The 19,192-nt window shown below is 58.5% G+C and carries 17 protein-coding genes; 9 read left to right on the forward strand and 8 right to left on the reverse strand.

The window, feature by feature from the left end; translation table 11 throughout:
• Positions 1–6 precede the first annotated feature (6 nt).
• Together KFS80_RS18760 and KFS80_RS18765 are read right to left on the reverse strand one after the other, a co-directional pair.
• A complete protein-coding gene (locus tag KFS80_RS18760; protein ID WP_212545546.1) occupies positions 7–3,108 on the reverse strand; it encodes a multidrug efflux RND transporter permease subunit in 3,102 nt (1,033 codons plus the stop codon).
• The gene (locus KFS80_RS18765) at positions 3,105–4,265 is read right to left on the reverse strand and encodes an efflux RND transporter periplasmic adaptor subunit (protein ID WP_212545547.1); all 1,161 of its coding nucleotides are present in this window, start codon (positions 4,263–4,265) and stop codon (positions 3,105–3,107) included. The genes KFS80_RS18760 and KFS80_RS18765 overlap by 4 nt, the downstream gene beginning before the upstream one ends.
• A gap of 959 nt (positions 4,266–5,224) precedes the next feature.
• On the opposite strand from KFS80_RS18765, the gene KFS80_RS18770 reads away from it, so the two are divergent.
• Together KFS80_RS18770 and KFS80_RS18775 are read left to right on the forward strand one after the other, a co-directional pair.
• The gene (locus tag KFS80_RS18770) at positions 5,225–5,587 is read left to right on the forward strand and encodes a DUF6124 family protein (protein ID WP_212545548.1); all 363 of its coding nucleotides are present in this window, start codon (positions 5,225–5,227) and stop codon (positions 5,585–5,587) included.
• A gap of 299 nt (positions 5,588–5,886) precedes the next feature.
• Positions 5,887–6,126 (forward strand): hypothetical protein, encoded by a 240-nt coding sequence (locus KFS80_RS18775; RefSeq protein WP_053123604.1) that lies wholly within the window; start codon positions 5,887–5,889, stop codon positions 6,124–6,126.
• Positions 6,127–6,276: 150 nt separating this feature from the next.
• Here KFS80_RS18775 and KFS80_RS18780 read toward each other — a convergent pair whose 3' ends face one another.
• The 5 genes from KFS80_RS18780 to norR all read right to left on the reverse strand — a co-directional run bounded on the left by KFS80_RS18780 (position 6,277) and on the right by norR (position 10,859).
• A complete protein-coding gene (locus tag KFS80_RS18780; protein WP_212545549.1) occupies positions 6,277–7,026 on the reverse strand; it encodes a YkgJ family cysteine cluster protein in 750 nt (249 codons plus the stop codon).
• An 83-nt stretch (positions 7,027–7,109) separates the two neighbouring features.
• The gene (locus tag KFS80_RS18785; RefSeq protein WP_212545550.1) at positions 7,110–7,436 is read right to left on the reverse strand and encodes a hypothetical protein; all 327 of its coding nucleotides are present in this window, start codon (positions 7,434–7,436) and stop codon (positions 7,110–7,112) included.
• Positions 7,437–7,584: 148 nt separating this feature from the next.
• Positions 7,585–8,043, reverse strand: a complete 459-nt coding sequence (locus KFS80_RS18790; protein ID WP_212545551.1) for a GNAT family N-acetyltransferase — start codon at positions 8,041–8,043, stop codon at positions 7,585–7,587.
• Between the two features lie 27 nt (positions 8,044–8,070).
• The gene (locus tag KFS80_RS18795; RefSeq protein WP_053123596.1) at positions 8,071–8,973 is read right to left on the reverse strand and encodes a chemotaxis protein CheV; all 903 of its coding nucleotides are present in this window, start codon (positions 8,971–8,973) and stop codon (positions 8,071–8,073) included.
• 326 nt (positions 8,974–9,299) lie between these two features.
• Entirely contained in the window at positions 9,300–10,859 is a 1,560-nt protein-coding gene (norR, locus tag KFS80_RS18800) for a nitric oxide reductase transcriptional regulator NorR (RefSeq protein ID WP_212545552.1), read from the reverse strand.
• A 164-nt stretch (positions 10,860–11,023) separates the two neighbouring features.
• On the opposite strand from norR, the gene hmpA reads away from it, so the two are divergent.
• From hmpA to cyoE, 7 genes are all read left to right on the forward strand, one after another.
• Positions 11,024–12,205, forward strand: a complete 1,182-nt coding sequence (gene hmpA, locus KFS80_RS18805; protein ID WP_212545553.1) for an NO-inducible flavohemoprotein — start codon at positions 11,024–11,026, stop codon at positions 12,203–12,205.
• Positions 12,206–12,440: 235 nt separating this feature from the next.
• A complete protein-coding gene (locus tag KFS80_RS18810) occupies positions 12,441–12,950 on the forward strand; it encodes a disulfide bond formation protein B (protein ID WP_053123590.1) in 510 nt (169 codons plus the stop codon).
• A gap of 825 nt (positions 12,951–13,775) precedes the next feature.
• Positions 13,776–14,717 (forward strand): ubiquinol oxidase subunit II, encoded by a 942-nt coding sequence (cyoA, locus tag KFS80_RS18815; RefSeq protein ID WP_008084799.1) that lies wholly within the window; start codon positions 13,776–13,778, stop codon positions 14,715–14,717.
• Positions 14,718–14,720: 3 nt separating this feature from the next.
• Positions 14,721–16,751, forward strand: a complete 2,031-nt coding sequence (cyoB, locus tag KFS80_RS18820; protein ID WP_053123588.1) for a cytochrome o ubiquinol oxidase subunit I — start codon at positions 14,721–14,723, stop codon at positions 16,749–16,751.
• Positions 16,752–16,754: 3 nt separating this feature from the next.
• A complete protein-coding gene (gene cyoC, locus KFS80_RS18825) occupies positions 16,755–17,378 on the forward strand; it encodes a cytochrome o ubiquinol oxidase subunit III (protein ID WP_042560958.1) in 624 nt (207 codons plus the stop codon).
• Positions 17,378–17,716, forward strand: coding sequence for a cytochrome o ubiquinol oxidase subunit IV (gene cyoD / locus KFS80_RS18830; protein ID WP_053123586.1), 339 nt, complete (start codon positions 17,378–17,380; stop codon positions 17,714–17,716). Before cyoC ends, cyoD begins: the two co-directional genes overlap by 1 nt.
• Positions 17,717–17,726: 10 nt before the next feature.
• Complete coding sequence (gene cyoE, locus KFS80_RS18835; RefSeq protein WP_053123579.1) at positions 17,727–18,614, forward strand: heme o synthase; 888 nt, start codon at positions 17,727–17,729, stop codon at positions 18,612–18,614.
• A 78-nt stretch (positions 18,615–18,692) separates the two neighbouring features.
• On the opposite strand, the gene KFS80_RS18840 is transcribed toward cyoE, so the two are convergent.
• Positions 18,693–19,007 carry an ATP-binding protein gene (locus KFS80_RS18840; RefSeq protein WP_212545554.1) on the reverse strand — a complete coding sequence of 105 codons (315 nt, stop codon included), beginning with the start codon at positions 19,005–19,007 and terminating at the stop codon, positions 18,693–18,695.
• Positions 19,008–19,192: the final 185 nt, after the last annotated feature.

Below are 19,192 nucleotides of genomic sequence, written 5' to 3' on the forward strand. Positions count from 1 at the left end.
CCTGCCTCAGTCTGTGGTCGCCAACGCCGGCTGGGGCGCAGGTTTGGGTCTATGGAAAAGTCGCTCGAGCCACAAGTATATGACCGGAGTGGTAAACAACGTCAGCATCTGGCTGACCAGCAAACCGCCGACTACGGCGATGCCTAACGGCTGGCGCAATTCGGCGCCGGTGCCGTAACCGAGCATCAGCGGCAGCGCGCCGAGGAGGGCGGCGAGGGTGGTCATGATGATCGGCCGGAACCGCGTTATACACGCCTCGAAAATTGCATCCTGCGGCGACAGCCCTCGGTGGCGCTGCGCCTCCAGCGCAAAGTCGATCATCAGGATGCCGTTCTTCTTGACGATACCGATCAGCAACACCAGACCGATCAAGGCCATGATCGAAAAGTCCTGGCCGCAGATCCACAGCATGATCACCGCGCCCAAACCTGCCGCCGGCAGCGTCGAAATGATTGTTAGCGGGTGCACGAAACTCTCATAGAGCACACCGAGAATGATGTACACCGCCACCAGCGCCGCGAGAATCAGCCACGGCTGACTGGCCAGCGAACTCTGGAACGCCTGTGCCGCACCCTGGAAGTTGCCGCTGATCGCCGTCGGCATACCGATCTCGGCCTTGGCCTGATTGAGCAGAATCACCGCATCACCCAACGCCACGCCGGGCGCGAGGTTGAACGACAGGTTGGCGGCGGGGAACATGCCGTCGTGGGCAATCGACAACGGGCCAATGGTCGGCGCATCGAATTTGGCCAGCGCTGAAAGCGGCACCATCTCGCCACTCAGCGGTGAGCGCAGGTAGAAATAGTTGAGGCTTTCGGCCTTGCCGCGTTGCTTGGTGTCCAGTTCCAGAATCACGTTGTACTGGTTGACCTGGGTCTGGAATTCATTGATCTGCCGTTGACCGAAGGCGTCGTACAGCGCCTCGTCGACGTCGCTGGCGGTCAGGCCGAAACGCGCGGCGGCGCTGCGGTCGATGCTGATGTGGGTGATGCTGCCGCCCAGTTGCAGATCATTGGAAATATCGCGGAACGCCGGGTTGCTGCGTAGTTTTTCCGTGAGGCGTTGCGTCCAGGTGGCGAGGGTCGCGCCGTCGTTGCTCTTCAGTACGTATTGATATTGCGCACGGCTCGGGCCAGAGCTGAGGTTGATGTCCTGGCCTGCGCGCAGGTAGAGGACGATGCCGGGGACTTTCATCAGTTGCGGGCGGATACGGTCGATGAACTGGCTGGCGCTGACGTCGCGGTCGCCGCGTTTTTTCAGGGCAATCCAGAAGCGGCCGTTGGCGATGGTCTGGTTACTGCCGGAGACACCCACCGAGTGGGAAAACGCCTGCACCGCCGGATCGGCGGCGACGATTTCGGCCATGGCCAAGTGTTTTTTCACCATGTCGCCGTAGGAAATATCCGCAGCGGCTTCAGTGGTGCCGAGGACGAAACCGGTGTCCTGAATCGGGAAGAAACCTTTCGGGATAAAGATGTAACCGCCGATGGCCAGCGCCAGCGATAAACCGAATACGCCGATCATCAATTTTTGATGGGCGAGGGCGCGGCGCAGACCTCGTTCGTACCAGCCGAGCAAGCGTTCGCTGAAGCCCGGTTTGTCGTGGGCATGGTGCACCGGTTTGCGCATGAACAGCGCTGCCAGCGTCGGCGCGAGGGTCAGCGACACCACCACGGAAATCATGATGGTCGAGGTCGCGGTCAGGGCGAATTCCTTGAACAGCCGCCCGACCACGCCGCCCATGAACAGCAACGGAATAAACGCCGCCACCAGCGAGAAACTGATCGAGACCACGGTGAAGCCGATTTCGCCGGCGCCTTTGATCGCGGCCTCGCGCATGTCATCGCCGGCCTCCAGATGTCGGTGGATGTTCTCCACCACCACAATCGCATCGTCGACCACAAACCCCACGGCCACCACGATTGCCACCAGCGTCAGGTTGTTCAGGCTGAAGCCGAGGATGTACATCAAGGCGAAACTGGCGATCAACGACACGCCGAGCACTGCCGAGACAATCAGGGTCGCCGACAACTGGCGCAGGAACAGCGCCATCACCGCGACCACCAGCATGATCGCGATCAACAGGGTGATTTCCACTTCATGCAGCGAGGCGCGAATAGTCTGGGTGCGGTCGATCAGGGTTTTCACCTGCACCGAGGCCGGCAGCATCGCTTCGAGACCGGGTAGGGCGGCTTGAATGCGGTCGACGGTTTCAACGATGTTGGCGCCGGGTTGGCGCGAGATCACCAGGTTCACCCCGGGTTGATCACCGGCCCACGCTTGCACGTAGGCATCTTCCGAACCGTTGACGACTTTGGCGACATCGCGCAGGTGAACCGGGGCGCCATCCTTGTAGGAAACGATGAGCTGGCTGTAGTCCTCGGGGTGGAACAACTGGTCGTTGGTCGACAGCGTCGAGATGCTTGATTCGCCGTACAGCGCACCTTTGGCGAGGTTGAGGCTGGTCTGTTGAATTGCCAGACGAATGTCGGCGAGTGTCAGGCCAATCGCCGCGAGTTTGTCTGCCGAGGCTTGCACGCGAATCGCCGGACGTTGCTGACCGGTGATGTTGATTTGTCCTACGCCGTCGATCTGGCTGATCTGACGCGAGAGCAGGGTTTCCACCAAGTCGCTGAGTTCGGTGCCGGGCATTTGCGTCGAGCTGACGCTGAGGATCAGTACCGGGCTGTCGGCCGGGTTGACCTTCTTCCACGTTGGCAGCGTCGGCATGTCCTTGGGCAGTTTGCCGGCGGCGGTGTTGATCGCCGCCTGGACTTCTTGCGCAGCAGTGTCGATGCTTTTGTCGAGGGTGAATTGCAGGGTCAACAGGCTTGAGCCCAGCGCACTGCTTGAGGTCATCTGAGTCATGCCGGGGATGGCACTGAATTGCACCTCCAGCGGCGTGGCCACGGATGAAGCCATGGTGTCGGGGCTGGCGCCGGGCAACTGCGCGGAAACCTGAATCGTAGGAAATTCCGCTTCCGGCAGTGGGGCGATGGGCAGGCGCGGGAAGGCAATCAAACCGACCAGCACTAAAGCGATGGTCAGCAGGATTGTGGCGACCGGATGATCGATGCACCACGTCGAGACGCCTTTGTGCGCTTTCATGGTTTCGGCTCCGCTTGCACCACCTGCGCCGGCTCAGTCATGACTTGCACGGTCGAGCCGGGCTTGAGCCGCGACTGGCCATCGGTGACCAGCACGTCACCGGCCTTCACGCCTTTGATGATGTCCTGACCGCTGCCTTGGTAAACCATCTGCACTTGCACGGCTTCAACCTTGTCGCCATTCACGCGGTAAACGAAGTGTTGGTCGAGACCACGTTGTACGACAGTGGGCGGGACGACCAGCGCATCTTTGTCGAGGGCTGTCTGAATTTTTACCGTGACCAGCAGACCGGGCCAGAGCTTCTGGCTGGCGTTGTCGAATTCGGCTTTGGCGCGGATGGTGCCGGTGTTGGCGTTGATCTGGTTGTCGATCAGGGTCAGGTGACCTTCGCCGAGCAGGTTGCCAGTTTCACCATCGGTGTCGGCACCGATGTAGGCCTTGACCTGTGCGCGCTGTGGATCGTTGATCAGGCCTTGCAGGGTCGGCAGCATTTGCTGGGGCAGGGAGAACTCGACGGCGATCGGGTCGATCTGGGTGACGGTGAACAGGCCGGCGGTGTCGGTCATGCGCAGGAAGTTGCCTTCGTCGACTGTACGAATACCGACGCGGCCGGTGACCGGGGAGCGGATTTGCGTGTAGGAAAGTTGTACTTGTGCGGAATCGATGGAGGCCTGGTTGCCTTGGGCGGTGGCCTTCAATTGGTTGACCAGGGCTTGTTGTTGGTCGTAGGTCTGTTTCGAGATGCCGTCGTCGACGGTGAGCAGTTTGTAGCGTTTGAGGTTGACCAGGGCGACTTGCAGTTGTGCCTGGCTTTCGCCCAGTTGAGCGCGGGCCTGGTCGAGGCTGGCGCGGATGGAGCGGTCGTCGATGGTGGCCAGCAGGTCGCCTGTTTTGACGAGTTGGCCTTCTTTGACGAGGATTTTGGTGAGGATGCCGTCGATTTGTGGGCGCACGACCACGCTGTGTAATGAGAGTACGGAGCCGATGCCGCTGGTGTAGCGGGGGACGTCTTTTTCGCTGACCGCTATGACTCGCACGGGGATTGCTGTGGGGGTGGCGAGTTTGGTCGGGGCGGGTTTCAGGGCGTACCACAGACCTGCGCCTGCGAGGACGATCAATAGGGTGGCGAGCAGGGCTTTGTTCTTTTGGATTCGCATGCGGGGTGGGCGCCGGACGGATTTTGGGCAGGGTTAGGGTCTTTATAAACTTGTTTGGGGGTCAGGAGGGTGACGGCTAGCTGTCGGCGCTGTCAGTTTCGTTGGGTACATATCCGTTGTTGCGGGTGTTGCTGATTACGGTTCCGCCCTTACGGCGGGTCACTTTTGACAAACGCCTCAAAAGTAACCAAAAACGCTTGCTCCTACGTGCGGCCCGCTCGCTGGGGCTCGGGGTTCCTTCGCTCCGGGATCGATCCGGGGGGCAGCGCCTACGGTTTGCTTCGCTGCACCTCCTCTCGCTGTGTTTGGCTGCGCCAAACGGTCGCTGCGCTCCCACCCCCGGATCAATCCCTCCACTCAGCCTTCCGACGTCGCCCGTGGATCAAGATCAAGAGCAGGCGAGCTGACACTCGGCCTATTGAGTGGTGACGAGCACGGCGTGTGCTTGGCTTTGGGTTTGTGGTGTTCTTGCCCCTCACCCCAGCCCTCTCCCGAGGGAGAGGGGGCCGATTTTTGGGCTTTTCGGAATCTGTGTTCGACTCGGTATTGCACGTCGGCGTACCTCGCCCACACACCTCGATCAGTCCCCTCTCCCTCTGGGAGAGGGCTAGGGTGAGGGTTTGCTTTTTGGCTGTTTAGTTTTGTGTAATTTCACCGGAACCTTCCCACAAGGTTTTCAGGTTGTCCGTCGGACGCGCGCTCTCTAGTCTTGGCTTGTCGCCGAAAACTCGGCGATCGGGTGTGAGAACCCGGGCTAAGTATTATTCCACCTGCAGTATCGTCATAATTGCCGCCAGTTCATTGCTGTCTGCATTTCTATGGCGGCTGTGTGCGGGCGAACTTCGGTTCGGCCGGAAGTGGTGGTTCTTACCCGGTTTCTCACCCTGCACATAGCTGCCACCCAATACGTCGCGTGAGAAACGGCAATTGGTTGGCTCCGATCAGTGAGAACCGATTCCATGACTAAGCCCGTACCCGATCCCCCCTTCGAAACAACAACCCCCCTCGAAGACGCCATCCGCGCCGACGACCAGATCAAAAACCGCGAAGCCATCAAACGCGCCCTCGATTTTTACCTCAGCCCCGACCCGATAAAACCGCGCCTGCCCAGCACGATGTTCCTCGTCCACCCGAACATCGACACCGAAAGCCTCCTCGCTCACGCCTGCGAATCCCTGGCCTCGGCCAACGTGATGGCCGGCGATTTCGCCGATCAGCTCAGCCGCCCGCAACGCAGCACGGCGTTGGCTATCCAGCAGATCGTCATGCTTGCCGAATTGGCGGTAAACCGGGCACTGGATCGGGTTGATCCGCAGACCTGATTTGCAGTCCTGCCGCGTCATCGTTCTTCGCGAGCAAGCTCGCTCCCACCTTGAAAGGCGTCCGACCTGTGGGAGCGAGCCTGCTCGCGAAGACGTCGGATCGGGCAACACATCTCTACCGGTCAGCGTTGTTAAGCAGTCCCAAAAAGGGACCGATCAGTCCCAAAAAGGGACTGACTGCTCTGCAAGCCGTTCGGCGCGCACTGCAAATCTTCAGGTGCCGAGCCATGGCGCACAGGTATACTGCGCGCCTTCGCGGCTCACTGTTCGGGCCCGACTTTTTGCTTTCCGGAGCTTTCATGACTTCCCCGACCCAACCGCCGGTTGACGACGCTATCAGCGATGTCCCGGCCGATCTGACTGACGTCAGCGAAACCAAGCCTGCGATCCCGGCGTTCAAGTTCCCGTTCAAGCCCGGCGAATTGGCGGCTGGCAAGGACTCGAATCAGCCGTGGTACAAGAACGGCGCCAAGAACGGCCACACCAAAACCCCGGGCATGGCCCCGCCGGGTACGCGTCGTTCGATGGGTAAGCGCTGATTCAGATTTGCTTGATCTGGCGGGCCTCTTCGCGAGCAAGCTCGGCTCCTACAGGTTTTGTGTCGTACACAAATTGTATGAACACCCTACAACCCCGTAGGAGCAAGGCTTGCCCGCGAAGAGGCCATTAGCTTCAGCACAACTCTCGAATCAAGCCGCCCGCAAAGAAATAAACGCATACGTCTGCGCCGGCTCTGTCACCACCTGGGCCCCGGCCGCCAGCACTTGCCCGGCAATGTCCTCCCCGGACACATGAAACAACCATTCACTCTGCGCCGTGTTCAGCGGTTGTTCGATCACTTGATCAATCACCGACGCGAACGCGCTCATGTTCGGCAGATACGCGGTAAAGCCGTCGCCCTTCAACGCCGTGGTACGAATCCCCAACGTCGCGCAAATCGCATCCTTGAGCCGAATGTCATCGCGATCCGCCTGGCGTGAGCGCTGGATCAATTCGACCAGTTCCTGATCCACCAACTCACCGCCCACAATCAACGCCGGCCCTTGTTCCCAGGACTCTGGCGGGCAATCTTTGGCGGCGGGATTGAGTGGGATATGCGGGTTGATTTCCGCCGGATAAATGCGGCACACCAATGGTCGGCGCTCGTAGATGCGGCAGAGCTTGTCATCGTCAAGATTCCGGCAAGGCCCGACGTTGTACGCGGCGAAGGTGATTGCCACGTGCGCAGCGGTCGCGCCGCTGCGTACCGCCGCCGAGCGACGTTCGGCGTGCTCGCGTTGCTGCGCTGGCAAGCCGAGTCCGTTGCCGAGAAAGGCCTCGACCAACACGATCACTTGACCACCGTCCGCCGCCCACATGCGGGCCTCGGCCAGGGTCAGGGGGACGTGGTGGTCGGTGCAGCATTTGCCGCAGCCTACGCAGGAAAACGTTGTATTCATTGAACGGCCAGTCGCGATTCAGGGCATTAAACGGTGACGGAAAACCACCGCGCTGACCTGAATCGAAGCAAGTTGTGCGCCACTCACTGGGTTTTGGCGGTCGGGCGGATCGAGTCCCACTCGGTGATGAACGCGGTTTTCGACTGTTTGTTGTAGAGGCACAGCTCGGTGCCTTGCTGGCCTTTCATGTGTTTTTGCGGGTAGGTGCCTTGCAGCAGAACGGCGGTGTAGCCGACGCGGTCATCGAATTGCGCGGGGCTGCCGACGGGTTTTGGGGTTTTGAGACCGCTGGCTTTGGTGCAGCTGGCGAGGACGGTTTTATCGTACGCGGCCCAGGCGTCGGGGCTTGAGGCTTGGGCCTGGGAGGCTAGGGCGGTGAGGCAGAGGAGGCTGAGGGTGAGGGCTTTCATGGTTGGGCTTCCTTGGTGTGGGTGGCCAAGGTTGGAGTCTGCCCAGAGAGGGAAGTTGCCGGTGCTGGCCTCTTCGCGAGCAAGCCCGCTCCCACAATTTGAAATGCATTCCAAATGTGGGAGCGGGCTTGCTCGCGAAAGCGGTAATTCAGTCCGGCACAATCTCCCGGCGGACTACAACCATCCCGGCATTATCATACAAGCGCTGCGCCCGCAGGTTGTCTTCCAGCACCTTCAGATCAACAAACCCTTCACGCCGTAGCTGAAACACCTTGAACGCATTCAGCAGCAACGCCCGGCCCAATCCTCGACCCTGCGCCCGAGGATGCACCACCAGATTCTTGATATAGGCACTCGTCCAGCACTGCGCCACACCGACAACCCCTTCGCCATCGCAGGCAATAAAGCACAAGGTCGGATCGTATTCCGGATCGCGCTCAAAGCGTTGCTGCCATTCATCGAGCATCGGCACCCGGCCGCCGCCCTCGCGGTAACCGAGTTGCATCAGGTGATGCACCGCTGGCGCCAGTTCTGCGCGGTAAACGGAAATCTCGATGCCTGACGGCCATTGCACAGCCGGCACGACTTCAGCCAAGTCGCGCCGCATCAGAAAACAATACGTCTCGCTCAACACTCAATGCCCGTGCGCAGCGACATGCTTGGCCGCTTCGATCAAACGCTGGGTCAGTTCCGGCGAGGAGAATTTGGTCAACACCGCATTCGCTCCGGCCAGCCGCGCTTTTTCGCTGTTCATCGCGCTGTCGAGCGAGGTGTGCAGCAGCACGTAGAGGTGGGCGAAGTCCGGGGTTTCGCGCAGGGTGCGGGTGAAGGCGTAGCCGTCCATTTCGGACATTTCGATGTCGGAGACGATCAGGTTGATCTGCTGCGCCGTGCCTTGCAGGTCGAGCAGGCAGTCGATGGCTTCCTTGGCGCTGCGCGCAGTGTGGCATTGCAGGCCGAGGTTACGCAGGGTGTGCACCGATTGTTGCAGCGCGACCTGGCTGTCGTCGACCACCAGAATCCGTGCGTTACCGAGGACTTCGGCGTCTTCCATGGTCAGGTCGGTCGGCGCCATTTCGATCTGCGCCGGGGCGATGCTGTGGATGACTTTTTCGATGTCGAGCACTTGCACCAGCGTGCCGTCCACCGAGGTCACGCCGGTGATGTAAGCGCGCGGGCCGCCGGAGCCGAACGGTGGGGGTTTGATGTCGGTGGTCAGACAGTGGACGATTTTGCTCACGGCTTGCACGTGCAGGCCCTGCTTGGAACGGCTGACGTCGGTGACGATCAGGCAGCCGCCGTCCGGGTCTTCGAGTGGTCGTTCGCCGATCGCGCGGCTGAGGTCGATCACCGACAGCGAATTACCGCGCAGGGTGGCGATGCCTTTGACGTGCGGATGTGATTCCGGGAGTTTGGTCAGCGGCGGGCAGGGAATGATTTCACTGACTTTCAGCAGGTTGATCGCCATCAGCTTGCCGCTGCGCAAGGTAAACAGCAGAAGCGAAAGTGAATCTGCGCGGGCTTTGGTGGAAGACATATAAACCTTCTGTGGAAAAAGGTGGTGGGCGAGGGTGGGGATCGCCAGGAACTATTGATGCCGGGTTATCGGCGTTAAGGGGTGGGGCTTTAGGTCAGTTGTCGGGTTGGGGTTGGATTCAGAGTCTGCGGTCAGATCAGAGCCCCTCACCCCAGCCCTCTCCCAGAGGGAGAGGGGGCCGACCGAGGTGTCTGGCGTTTTACATCGACCTGAACGGCCGAGTCGATTATGGATTCGGTAAAGCAGGTTCACGTCGGCGGACATCGCCAATATCCCCCATTCAGTCCCCTCTCCCAGTGGGAGAGGGCTAGGGTGAGGGTGTGCTTCTAGCCCTTCATACCCAACCGCTTCGCCATCCGCCCAAGATTCGCCCGATCCAGCCCCAGCTCCCGCGCCGCACTCGCCCAGTTATCCTGATTCCGCTCCAGTGCCGCACTGATCAACCGCCGCTGATACTCCTCAGTCGCACTGCGCAAATCACCGTTAATCAACGGCGCCGTCGCTACAACATCGGCAGCCGCGGCGGCAGAGTTATCCACAACCTCACGCGGCAAATCCAGATCCGCTGCACTCAAACTCAAAATCTTCGGCCGCACTTTGCAGTTACCCAACGCCTTCAACGCACTGCGCCCAATCAAATGCTCCAGCTCGCGCACGTTGCCGGGCCAGGTATAAGCGAGCAGCGCTTCCTGCGCATCGCTGTTCAGACGCAGGCTATTAAGGCCCATGCGCGAACGGTTCTGCTCCAGAAAGAAACCGCTGAGCAACAACACATCACGCCCACGATCACGCAGCGCCGGCACACGCAGCGGGTACACACTCATACGGTGATAGAAGTCGGCACGATAGCGACCGCTGCGTACTTCCTCGGCCAAATCGCGGTTGGTCGCGGCGATCAAACGCACGTCGACTTGATGCTCTTTATCCGAGCCCAAACGCTGCAACTGCCCGCTCTGCAACACCCGAAGCAACTTGGCCTGCACCGTCAGCGACAGTTCACCCACTTCATCGAGAAACAGCGTGCCGCCATTGGCCAGTTCAAACTTGCCACGACGGTCGCTGGTGGCGCCGGTGAACGCGCCGCGCACATGGCCGAACAGTTCGCTTTCCACCAAGGTGTCCGGCAGTGCGGCGCAGTTGAGGCTGATGATCGGTTTGTCGGCGCGCGGTGAAGCGGCGTGGATCGCTTGCGCCACCAGCTCTTTGCCGACTCCGGTTTCGCCAGTGATCAATACAGTCAGATCGCTGCCGCCGACCAGGTTGATCTCTTCGACTAAGCGTTTGAGCGCTTTGCTCTGGCCGATCATTTCGCGGTTTTGCTGACCGCTGGCCTGACGGTACACCTCGGCGCGCTGATGCTCATCTTCCGCGCGAATCGCCAGGCGCTCGATGCGCTCGGCCGCGTTGACCGTGGCCGAGGCCAGACTGGCAAACGCTTGCAGGGCGTCCAGTTCGATCGGCTCGAAACGTTCCGGATCGAGCGCGTCGAGGGTGATCAGCCCCCAGAGTTTTTCATCGACAAACAGCGGGCAGCCGAGGCAGTCGTGGACTTCCAGATGTTCGTCGAGCCCATCGACCAAACCGTCATAAGGATCGGGCAAGTCGCTGTCGGCGGCGAAACGCGTTGGCCCGGCACCGGCCAGTAAAATTTCGAAACGCGGATGCTCGCTGACCTTAAAACGGCGGCCAAGGGTGTCGGTACTCAAACCATCGACTGCCAGCGGCACCAGCGATTCACCGTCGAGGCGCAACAACGCGGCGGCATCGCACGGCAGCAGGGCGCGCATGGCTTCGAGCAAGCGTCGATAACGCTCGCCCTCGGGCAGTTCGCGCGATAGGTCGGAGACTAATGGCAGTAAAGCGGTGAGCAGGGATTTGGCGGTCATGATCGTGTAGTCAAAGAGACAAGATGTAGTCGCGATGACTATAAAACCGTTTGAGTCGTTATGACTACGAATTTCTCAAGTCATTGATTTATATGAATTAAAAAGTTGGCACGGAAACTGATATGACTCAGATAACTTTTTCAAAAAGCTCAGGAGTCACTCTTATGCTTAGCGTCCAGGATCGTGCCATCGTCAAATCCACCGTGCCTCTGCTGGAAAGTGGCGGGGAAGCGCTGATCACGCACTTCTATCGCATGATGCTCTCTGAATATCCGGAAGTACGCCCTCTGTTTAATCAGGCGCACCAAGCCAGCGGCGATCAACCGCGTGCTCTGGCCAACGGGGTTTTGATGTACGCCCGCCACATTGATCAGCTTGATCAGTTGGGCGATCTGGTGGCGAAGATCATCAACAAGCATGTGGCCCTGCAGATTCTGCCGGAGCACTACCCGATTGTCGGTACCTGCCTGTTGCGGGCGATCTCTGAAGTGCTCGGTGACGAAATCGCCACCCCGGAAGTGATGAGCGCGTGGGGCGCGGCGTACGGTCAACTGGCCGACATTCTGATCGGTGCAGAAACAGCCATCTACGACGAGAAAGAACGCGCGGTCGGCGGCTGGCGTGGGGCGCGCGACTTCATCGTCGCGGCCAAAGTTGAAGAGAGCGCGGAAATTATCTCGTTCTACTTCGAACCTGCCGACAAAGGCGCGATTCTGGCAGCCGAACCGGGTCAGTACATCGGCATGAAGTTGATCCTCGATGGCGAAGAAATCCGCCGCAACTACTCGCTGTCGGCGCTGGCTAATAAAGGTCAGTACCGCATCAGCGTTAAACGTGAACCGGGTGGTCGTGCGTCGAATCACTTGCACGATCAACTGCACGTCGGCGCGAGCATTCAGCTGTTCCCGCCATCGGGCGAGTTCACCCTGACGGCCAGCGATAAACCGCTGGTGCTGATCAGCGGCGGTGTGGGTATTACACCAACATTGGCGATGCTCGAAGCGGCGCTGGAAACCGAGCGTCCGGTGCACTTTATCCACTGCGCGCGCAATGGCGGCGTGCATGCGTTTCGCGATTGGGTCGATGGCTTGGCGGCGCGTCATCCGCAGCTCAAGCGTTTCTACTGCTACGCCGAAGACGATGGCGTGAGCCCGGCAGCGGACAAGGTCGGCATGTTGAGCCTGGAGCAATTGGGCGAGTGGTTGCCGGAACAGCGTGATGTCGATGCTTACTTCCTGGGGCCGAAAGGCTTCATGGGCGCGATCAAGCGTCATCTGAAAGCGCTGGGTGTGCCGGAGCAGCAGAGCCGTTATGAGTTCTTCGGGCCGGCTTCGGCTTTGGAATGATCTGAGACCGAGTTGCCCCCTTCGCGAGCAAGCCCGCTCCCACAAGATTTGTGTTCGACGCAGATCCAATGTGGGAGCGAGCTTGCTCGCGAAGGCCGTTATGCGGTCTGTATTTGTGAAACATGATCCAAGGTTAATGAATCCTTAACCGCTTTATCGTTTATTCCCCCGGTGTAGACTTGCGACAACTTTCAGCCGCACGCCGGCTGAACCATGGACATACAAGGGAAACGCGATGAGCGAGGAAACAATGCGGTTGGGACGTGAGCGGCGCTTTCTGGTGCTGTTGGGCATCATCTGCCTGGCGCTGATCGGTGGGGCGTTGTACATGCAGATCGTGCTCGGTGAAGCGCCATGCCCGCTGTGCATCTTGCAGCGTTATGCGTTGCTGCTGATTGCGATCTTCGCGTTCATCGGCGCGGCCATGCGCACGCGTCGCAGCATCACCGTGTTCGAAGTGCTGGTGGTGATTTGCGCACTGGCTGGCGCTGCCGTCGCCGGGCACCACGTGTACACGCAGTTCTATCCGGCAGTGAGCTGTGGCATCGATGTGCTGCAGCCGATTGTCGATGATCTGCCGCTGGCGAAGATCTTCCCGCTGGGCTTCCAGGTGGATGGTTTCTGCTCGACGCCGTACCCGCCGATCCTCGGCCTGTCGCTGGCGCAATGGGCGCTGGTGGCGTTCGTGCTGGTGGTAATTCTGGTGCCGCTGCTGACCTCGCGTAACCGCAAGGCACTGCGCTGAGTCAACTATTCGGCAAGCAAGCCGATACAGAAAACGCCTCGATTTGCGGATCAGTAAATCGGGGCGTTTTGCATTTCAGAGACTTTGTGAAAACACCGTGACGAACGGCAACGGAGGGTGCGACAGGTGTGCGACATGTTGTCACACGCGGTGTGTCGCAGGGCTTCGCGAGGGGCCGGATTGGCCTCCTGTTACACAAAAACATTGGTCTGTTTCGGCAATTTTCTGCTTTTAAGCACAAACGCTCGAACAGGCAGTTTTAACACGCTCTGGCAAATGGCCAGAGCCCTTGTGTTATCGGGCTTTACGCTGATATCGACGTGGGAAAAAGCCATCAGAGCTGTCTGAACTGAGGCGGGTAGACCTACAATTTTTGGTGTTTTTGTTGAGAATCGATTTCGATAACATGTGGAACTTTTGCAAAAATGGCGATGGATTGTTGCTCGAATGGATAAAAATTATTTCGGGATAAGACATGGTGTATAGGGCGCTACCTATCTACAATCGCCCGCACTGAATTCCCGGCACTGTTCAGCCTTTATTAAGGAGGCGAGCAGGAAGTCGGGTGTCGAGTGAGTCGTTAGGCTTCCAAGACACCCAGGTGTCGGTGCCTTCCAACTTTCCGCACCAAATGGAATTGGTCTGTAACTAGGCCTTTGACCACGAATTCGAATAAGAACTCACCGCTGTCCCAGGATTTGTCGAGCGTCTGACGCGAGACGGGCGGCCCTTATTCAATCCAAAGAAAATGCCAACCCTTGGCAGGGTGAAGTGTTGGCGATCAAAACCCAACTGCATTGCGCAAGCTGCTTTAGAGGTCGTGAGATGAGTAAAAACAGGTACCCCAGATTACTAGGCCTAGTGCCGCTGCTCGGCACGTTGTTGCTGGGAGGCTGCAACATGACCTTGCTCAATCCAACGGGCCAGGTCGGCCTGGAACAGCGCAACCTGATCATCACCGCGACCCTGCTGATGCTGTTGGTCGTTGTGCCGGTTATCGTCATGACCTTCCTGTTCGCCTGGAAATACCGCGCGTCGAACAAGAACGCTGTCTACACCCCGAAATGGTCGCACTCGACCAAAATCGAAGTGGCGGTGTGGACCATCCCGGTTCTGATCATCATTGCCCTGGGTTACATCACTTACATCTCGACTCACGAGCTGGATCCGTATCGTCCGATCGAATCCGACGTCAAGCCTGTGACCATCGAAGTGGTCGCGTTGGACTGGAAGTGGCTGTTCATCTACCCGGAACAAGGCATCGCCACGGTCAACAAGATCGTGTTCCCGGCGCACACGCCAATCAACTTCAAGATCACCTCTGACGCTGTGATGAACTCGTTCTTCATCCCGGGTCTGGGCGGCCAGATCTACGCGATGGCGGGCATGCAGACCAAGCTGCACCTGATCGCGGACCGTAACGCTGAAATGGACGGTATCTCCGCCAACTACAGCGGCGCGGGTTTCACCGGCATGAAGTTCAAAGCTATTTCCACCACTCAGGAAGATTTCGACGCCTGGGTAAGTGAAGTCAAGAAGTCACCTAAACAGCTTGATCAAGCTGAATACGCAGCCCTTGCCAAGCCAAGCCAGAACAACCCAGTCGAGCTCTACTCCTCGGTCACGCCGAACCAGTTCCAGATCATCGTCGACAAGTACGAAGGTATGAAGCCGGGCAAGCCGCTGAAGCACGAGAAGAAAGAGAAAGAAGTGGCGGCCACGGAAATTGACTCGAGTTCGCATTCAGCTGCCGGGGCAGAGGAGTAAACGATGTTTGGTAAATTAAGTTGGGAAGCAGTCCCATTCCACGAGCCGATCGTGATGGTGACCATCGCCATGATCGCCCTCGGTGGTCTGGCGCTGTTCGCTGCAATCACCTACTTCAAGAAGTGGACGTACTTGTGGACCGAGTGGCTGACTTCGGTTGACCACAAGAAAATCGGCGTGATGTACATCATCGTCGCCATGGTCATGCTGCTGCGCGGTTTTGCCGACGCCATCATGATGCGTACCCAGTTGGCCATGGCCACCGAGGGTTCGCCTGGCTACCTGCCACCTGAACACTATGACCAGATCTTCACCGCTCACGGTGTGATCATGATCATCTTCATGGCGATGCCATTCTTCACCGGCCTGATGAACCTTGCAGTGCCGCTGCAGATCGGCGCGCGTGACGTTGCGTTCCCGTTCCTGAACTCCCTGAGCTTCTGGCTGTTGGTGTCCGGCGTTGTGCTGATCAACCTGTCCCTGGGCGTTGGCGAATTCGCCAAGACCGGTTGGGTTGCTTATCCACCGCTGTCGGGTCTGCAGTACAGCCCTGGCGTGGGCATGGACTACTACATCTGGGCGCTACAGTTATCCGGGTTAGGTACGACGTTAACCGGGGTTAACTTCCTCGCGACCGTACTGAAAATGCGTACCCCTGGCATGAAACTGATGGACATGCCGATCTTCACCTGGACCTGCACCTGGGCAAACGTTCTGATCGTGGCTTCGTTCCCGATCCTGACCGCTACCCTGGCACTGCTGACCCTTGACCGTTACATGGATTTCCACATTTTCACCAATGAACTTGGTGGCAATCCAATGATGTACGTCAACCTGTTCTGGGCGTGGGGCCACCCTGAGGTTTACATCCTGATCCTGCCGGCATTCGGCATCTTCTCGGAAGTGATCTCGGCGTTCACCGGCAAGAAACTGTTCGGCCACCACTCGATGATCTACGCCTCGGGCGCGATCTCGGTACTGGGCTTCATGGTTTGGCTGCACCACTTCTTCACCATGGGTTCGGGTGCAAGCGTCAACGCCTTCTTCGGTCTGGCGACGATGCTGATTTCCATCCCGACGGGTGTGAAGCTATTTAACTGGCTGTTCACCATCTACCAGGGCCGTCTGCGCTTCACCAGCCAGGTGCTGTGGACTCTGGGCTTCATGGTGACCTTCGCCATCGGCGGCATGACCGGCGTACTGCTGGCCATCCCGGGTGCTGACTTCGTTCTGCACAACAGCCTGTTCGTGATCGCGCACTTCCATAACGTGATCATCGGCGGTGCGGTATTCGGTTACATCGCAGGTTTCGCGTTCTACTTCCCGAAAGCGTTCGGCTTCAAGCTGCACGAAGGCTGGGGTAAAGCAGCGTTCTGGTTCTGGATCTCCGGCTTCTTCGTCGCGTTCATGCCGCTCTATGCACTGGGCTTCATGGGCATGACCCGTCGTCTGAACGCCACCACCAACCCTGAGTGGGTACCGTACCTGTACGTTGCCATGTTCGGTGCGGTGATGATCGCTGTCGGTATCGCCTGCCAACTGATTCAGCTGTACGTCAGTGTGCGTGACCGCAACAAGCCAGAGAACATTTGCGATCACGGTGACCCGTGGAATGCACACACTCTGGAATGGTCGACTTCGTCGCCTCCGCCGTTCTACAACTTCGCTGTGCTGCCAAAAGCTGACTGCATCGACCCGTTCACCGAAGCCAAGGAAGACGGTACTGCGTACCAGCGTCCGGCCAAGTACGAGCCGATTCACATGCCGAACAACACCGCCACTGGCGTGGTGATGGGCGCACTGTTGACCGTCTTCGGTTTTGCCATGATCTGGCACATCTGGTGGCTGGCCATCGCGAGCCTGGTAGGCACTGTTGTCTACTTCGTGATCCACGCTGCACGTGACGACCAGGGCTATATGGTTCCGGTTGAAACGATCGAACGTATCGAAGCCGAGCAGCACAAGCGTCTGGTCGCGGCAGGGAAAATCCCGGCCAATGCCACCCGTGTTGAAACCTCGTTGGAACAGGCTTAAACCATGTCGAATTTAGTGACCAATGCTGGACACGCCCATGGTGAACATGGGCACGATGACCATCACCACGATTCGGGCGAGATGACCGTATACGGTTTCTGGCTCTACCTGATGACCGACTGCATTTTGTTTGCGTCGATCTTCGCGGTATACGCGGTACTGGTAAACAACGTCGCCGGTGGCCCGTCGGGCCACGACATCTTTGAACTGCCATACGTGCTGGGCGAAACCGCTCTGCTGTTGTTCAGTTCGATCACCTACGGCTTCGCCATGCTGGCGTTGTACAAAGGTAAGAAGCAGCAGGTTCTGGGTTGGTTGTTCATGACCTTCCTGCTGGGCGCAGGCTTCATCGCCATGGAGATCAACGAGTTCCACCTGCTGATCTCCGAGGGCTTCGGTCCTAGCCGTTCGGGCTTCCTGTCCGCGTTCTTCACCCTGGTCGGTACCCACGGTCTGCACGTATCCGCGGGTCTGATCTGGATGGGCATCATGATGTACCAGGTCAACAAGCACGGCCTGACGGCGACCAACAAGACCCGTCTGAGCTGCCTGAGCCTGTTCTGGCACTTCCTGGACGTGGTGTGGATCTGCGTATTCACCGTTGTTTACCTGATGGGGACCCTGTAATGGCTAACGCACACTCCCATGACAGCCACGACGACGCCGGCCACGGCAGCGTCAAGTCCTACGCGATCGGCTTCATCCTGTCGGTGATCCTGACTGCGATCCCGTTTGCTCTGGTGATGTACCCGTCGTTGCCGAAGTCGATCACGCTGATGATCGTTCTGGCCTTCGCCGTGATCCAGGTGGTTGTCCACCTGGTGTACTTCCTGCACCTGGACCGCTCGGCTGCGCAACGTAACAATGTGATCGCCTTCGTGTTCGCCGCGATTGTGATCGTGCTGCTGGTTGGTCTGTCGTTGTGGATCATGTTCAGCATCCACACGTACATGATGGCGAAGTGAGGTAGACCCGATGTCGCTTAAGCACTTTATCCAAATCACCAAACCGGGGATCATTTTCGGTAACGTGCTTTCTGTGGCAGGCGGGTTCTTCCTGGCCTCGAAAGGGCATGTCGATCTGGCGGTGTTTCTGGCAGCCATGATCGGCACGTCCCTGGTCGTCGCCTCCGGTTGCGTGTTCAACAATTGCATCGACCGCGACATCGACCTGAAGATGGAACGCACCAAAAATCGCGTGCTGGTGCAGGGCTTGATCTCCCTGAAACTGGCACTGGTTTACGCGACCATCCTTGGTGTTCTCGGCGTTGCCTTGTTGTACAAGGTGGCCAACCCGTTGGCTGCCCTGTTCGCCGTAATCGGCTTTGTTATCTACGTCGGCTTCTACAGCCTGTACCTCAAGCGCAAGTCGGTTCACGGCACGCTGGTGGGCAGTCTGTCGGGCGCCATGCCGCCAGTGATCGGTTACGTTGCCGTAACCAACAGCTTCGACATGGCCGCGCTGACGCTGCTGGTGATGTTCAGCCTGTGGCAGATGCCGCATTCCTACGCCATCGCAATCTTCCGCTTCAACGATTACCTGGCCGCATCGATTCCGGTGCTGCCAGTGAAGCGCGGCATTCAAGTGGCCAAGAAGCACATCCTGCTCTACATCCTGGCGTTCCTCGTAGCGACCTTGATGCTGACCTTCAGCGGCTACGCCGGCATGAGCTACCTCGCTGTCGCCGCGGCCATGGGCATGTACTGGTTGTACATGGCCTGGACTGGCTACAAAGCGGTGGATGACACGGTCTGGGCACGCAAGCTGTTCGTGTTCTCGATCTTCACCATCACCGCGTTGAGCGTCATGATGTCCCTGGACTTCAAGGTGCCGGCGGAGCTGCTGCTGACGTACGCGCCGTAAGGTTTAAAGGCTTGAAGAAAAACCCCGCACATTGAGAGATGTGCGGGGTTTTTTGTTGGGTGAGTTAAGGGACTCGCCTCATGAACTCATCAAACAGTGGAACAGTAAACGCGAGCGTAAAACTGGAATCAGCAGTTGTTTTAGCTCTGCACCATCGTGGGCTTCCTGCATCTCGGCGAGATAGCCTTGAGACACTGCTCTGTCTTTAATTTGATTCAGAAGCACTGTTTTCCCGACGCCCCGCAGTCCCAATACCATTAGAGACTTAGCATGCTTGCCGCGTTTGATTCGTGCGAGTGCGGTGTTAGCCGTTTCCAGTACCTCGGATCGCCCCGCGAGCTCTGGGGGAGAAACGCCGGCTCCGGGATTGAAGGGATTTGTATTCTTGTCCACGGCTTAATCTCATACGAACTTATAGATAGTTATAGTGAGATATGGCTATAACTATAAATAAGTTGCTAGATGGTTGCTCCAGAGGCGATGCCGGGAGCAAATTTTGATGTTAGTAACGACCTTGACCGGGGTCGCCGAGAGAGGCAATCGTAGCGATGTGCTGGCCGAGAGTTGATCGCGCAGGT

Origin of the sequence: Pseudomonas rustica, assembly GCF_018336155.1 — a bacterium.
GTDB lineage: Bacteria > Pseudomonadota > Gammaproteobacteria > Pseudomonadales > Pseudomonadaceae > Aquipseudomonas > Aquipseudomonas rustica.

Coding starts and splice junctions, on each gene's coding strand:
- KFS80_RS18760 (WP_212545546.1), bottom strand. CDS start 3,108: ATGAAAGCGCACAAAGGCGTCTCGACGTGGTGCATCGATCATCCGGTC.
- KFS80_RS18765 (WP_212545547.1), bottom strand. CDS start 4,265: ATGCGAATCCAAAAGAACAAAGCCCTGCTCGCCACCCTATTGATCGTC.
- KFS80_RS18770 (WP_212545548.1), top strand. CDS start 5,225: ATGACTAAGCCCGTACCCGATCCCCCCTTCGAAACAACAACCCCCCTC.
- KFS80_RS18775 (WP_053123604.1), top strand. CDS start 5,887: ATGACTTCCCCGACCCAACCGCCGGTTGACGACGCTATCAGCGATGTC.
- KFS80_RS18780 (WP_212545549.1), bottom strand. CDS start 7,026: ATGAATACAACGTTTTCCTGCGTAGGCTGCGGCAAATGCTGCACCGAC.
- KFS80_RS18785 (WP_212545550.1), bottom strand. CDS start 7,436: ATGAAAGCCCTCACCCTCAGCCTCCTCTGCCTCACCGCCCTAGCCTCC.
- KFS80_RS18790 (WP_212545551.1), bottom strand. CDS start 8,043: ATGCGGCGCGACTTGGCTGAAGTCGTGCCGGCTGTGCAATGGCCGTCA.
- KFS80_RS18795 (WP_053123596.1), bottom strand. CDS start 8,973: ATGTCTTCCACCAAAGCCCGCGCAGATTCACTTTCGCTTCTGCTGTTT.
- norR (WP_212545552.1), bottom strand. CDS start 10,859: ATGACCGCCAAATCCCTGCTCACCGCTTTACTGCCATTAGTCTCCGAC.
- hmpA (WP_212545553.1), top strand. CDS start 11,024: ATGCTTAGCGTCCAGGATCGTGCCATCGTCAAATCCACCGTGCCTCTG.
- KFS80_RS18810 (WP_053123590.1), top strand. CDS start 12,441: ATGAGCGAGGAAACAATGCGGTTGGGACGTGAGCGGCGCTTTCTGGTG.
- cyoA (WP_008084799.1), top strand. CDS start 13,776: ATGAGTAAAAACAGGTACCCCAGATTACTAGGCCTAGTGCCGCTGCTC.
- cyoB (WP_053123588.1), top strand. CDS start 14,721: ATGTTTGGTAAATTAAGTTGGGAAGCAGTCCCATTCCACGAGCCGATC.
- cyoC (WP_042560958.1), top strand. CDS start 16,755: ATGTCGAATTTAGTGACCAATGCTGGACACGCCCATGGTGAACATGGG.
- cyoD (WP_053123586.1), top strand. CDS start 17,378: ATGGCTAACGCACACTCCCATGACAGCCACGACGACGCCGGCCACGGC.
- cyoE (WP_053123579.1), top strand. CDS start 17,727: ATGTCGCTTAAGCACTTTATCCAAATCACCAAACCGGGGATCATTTTC.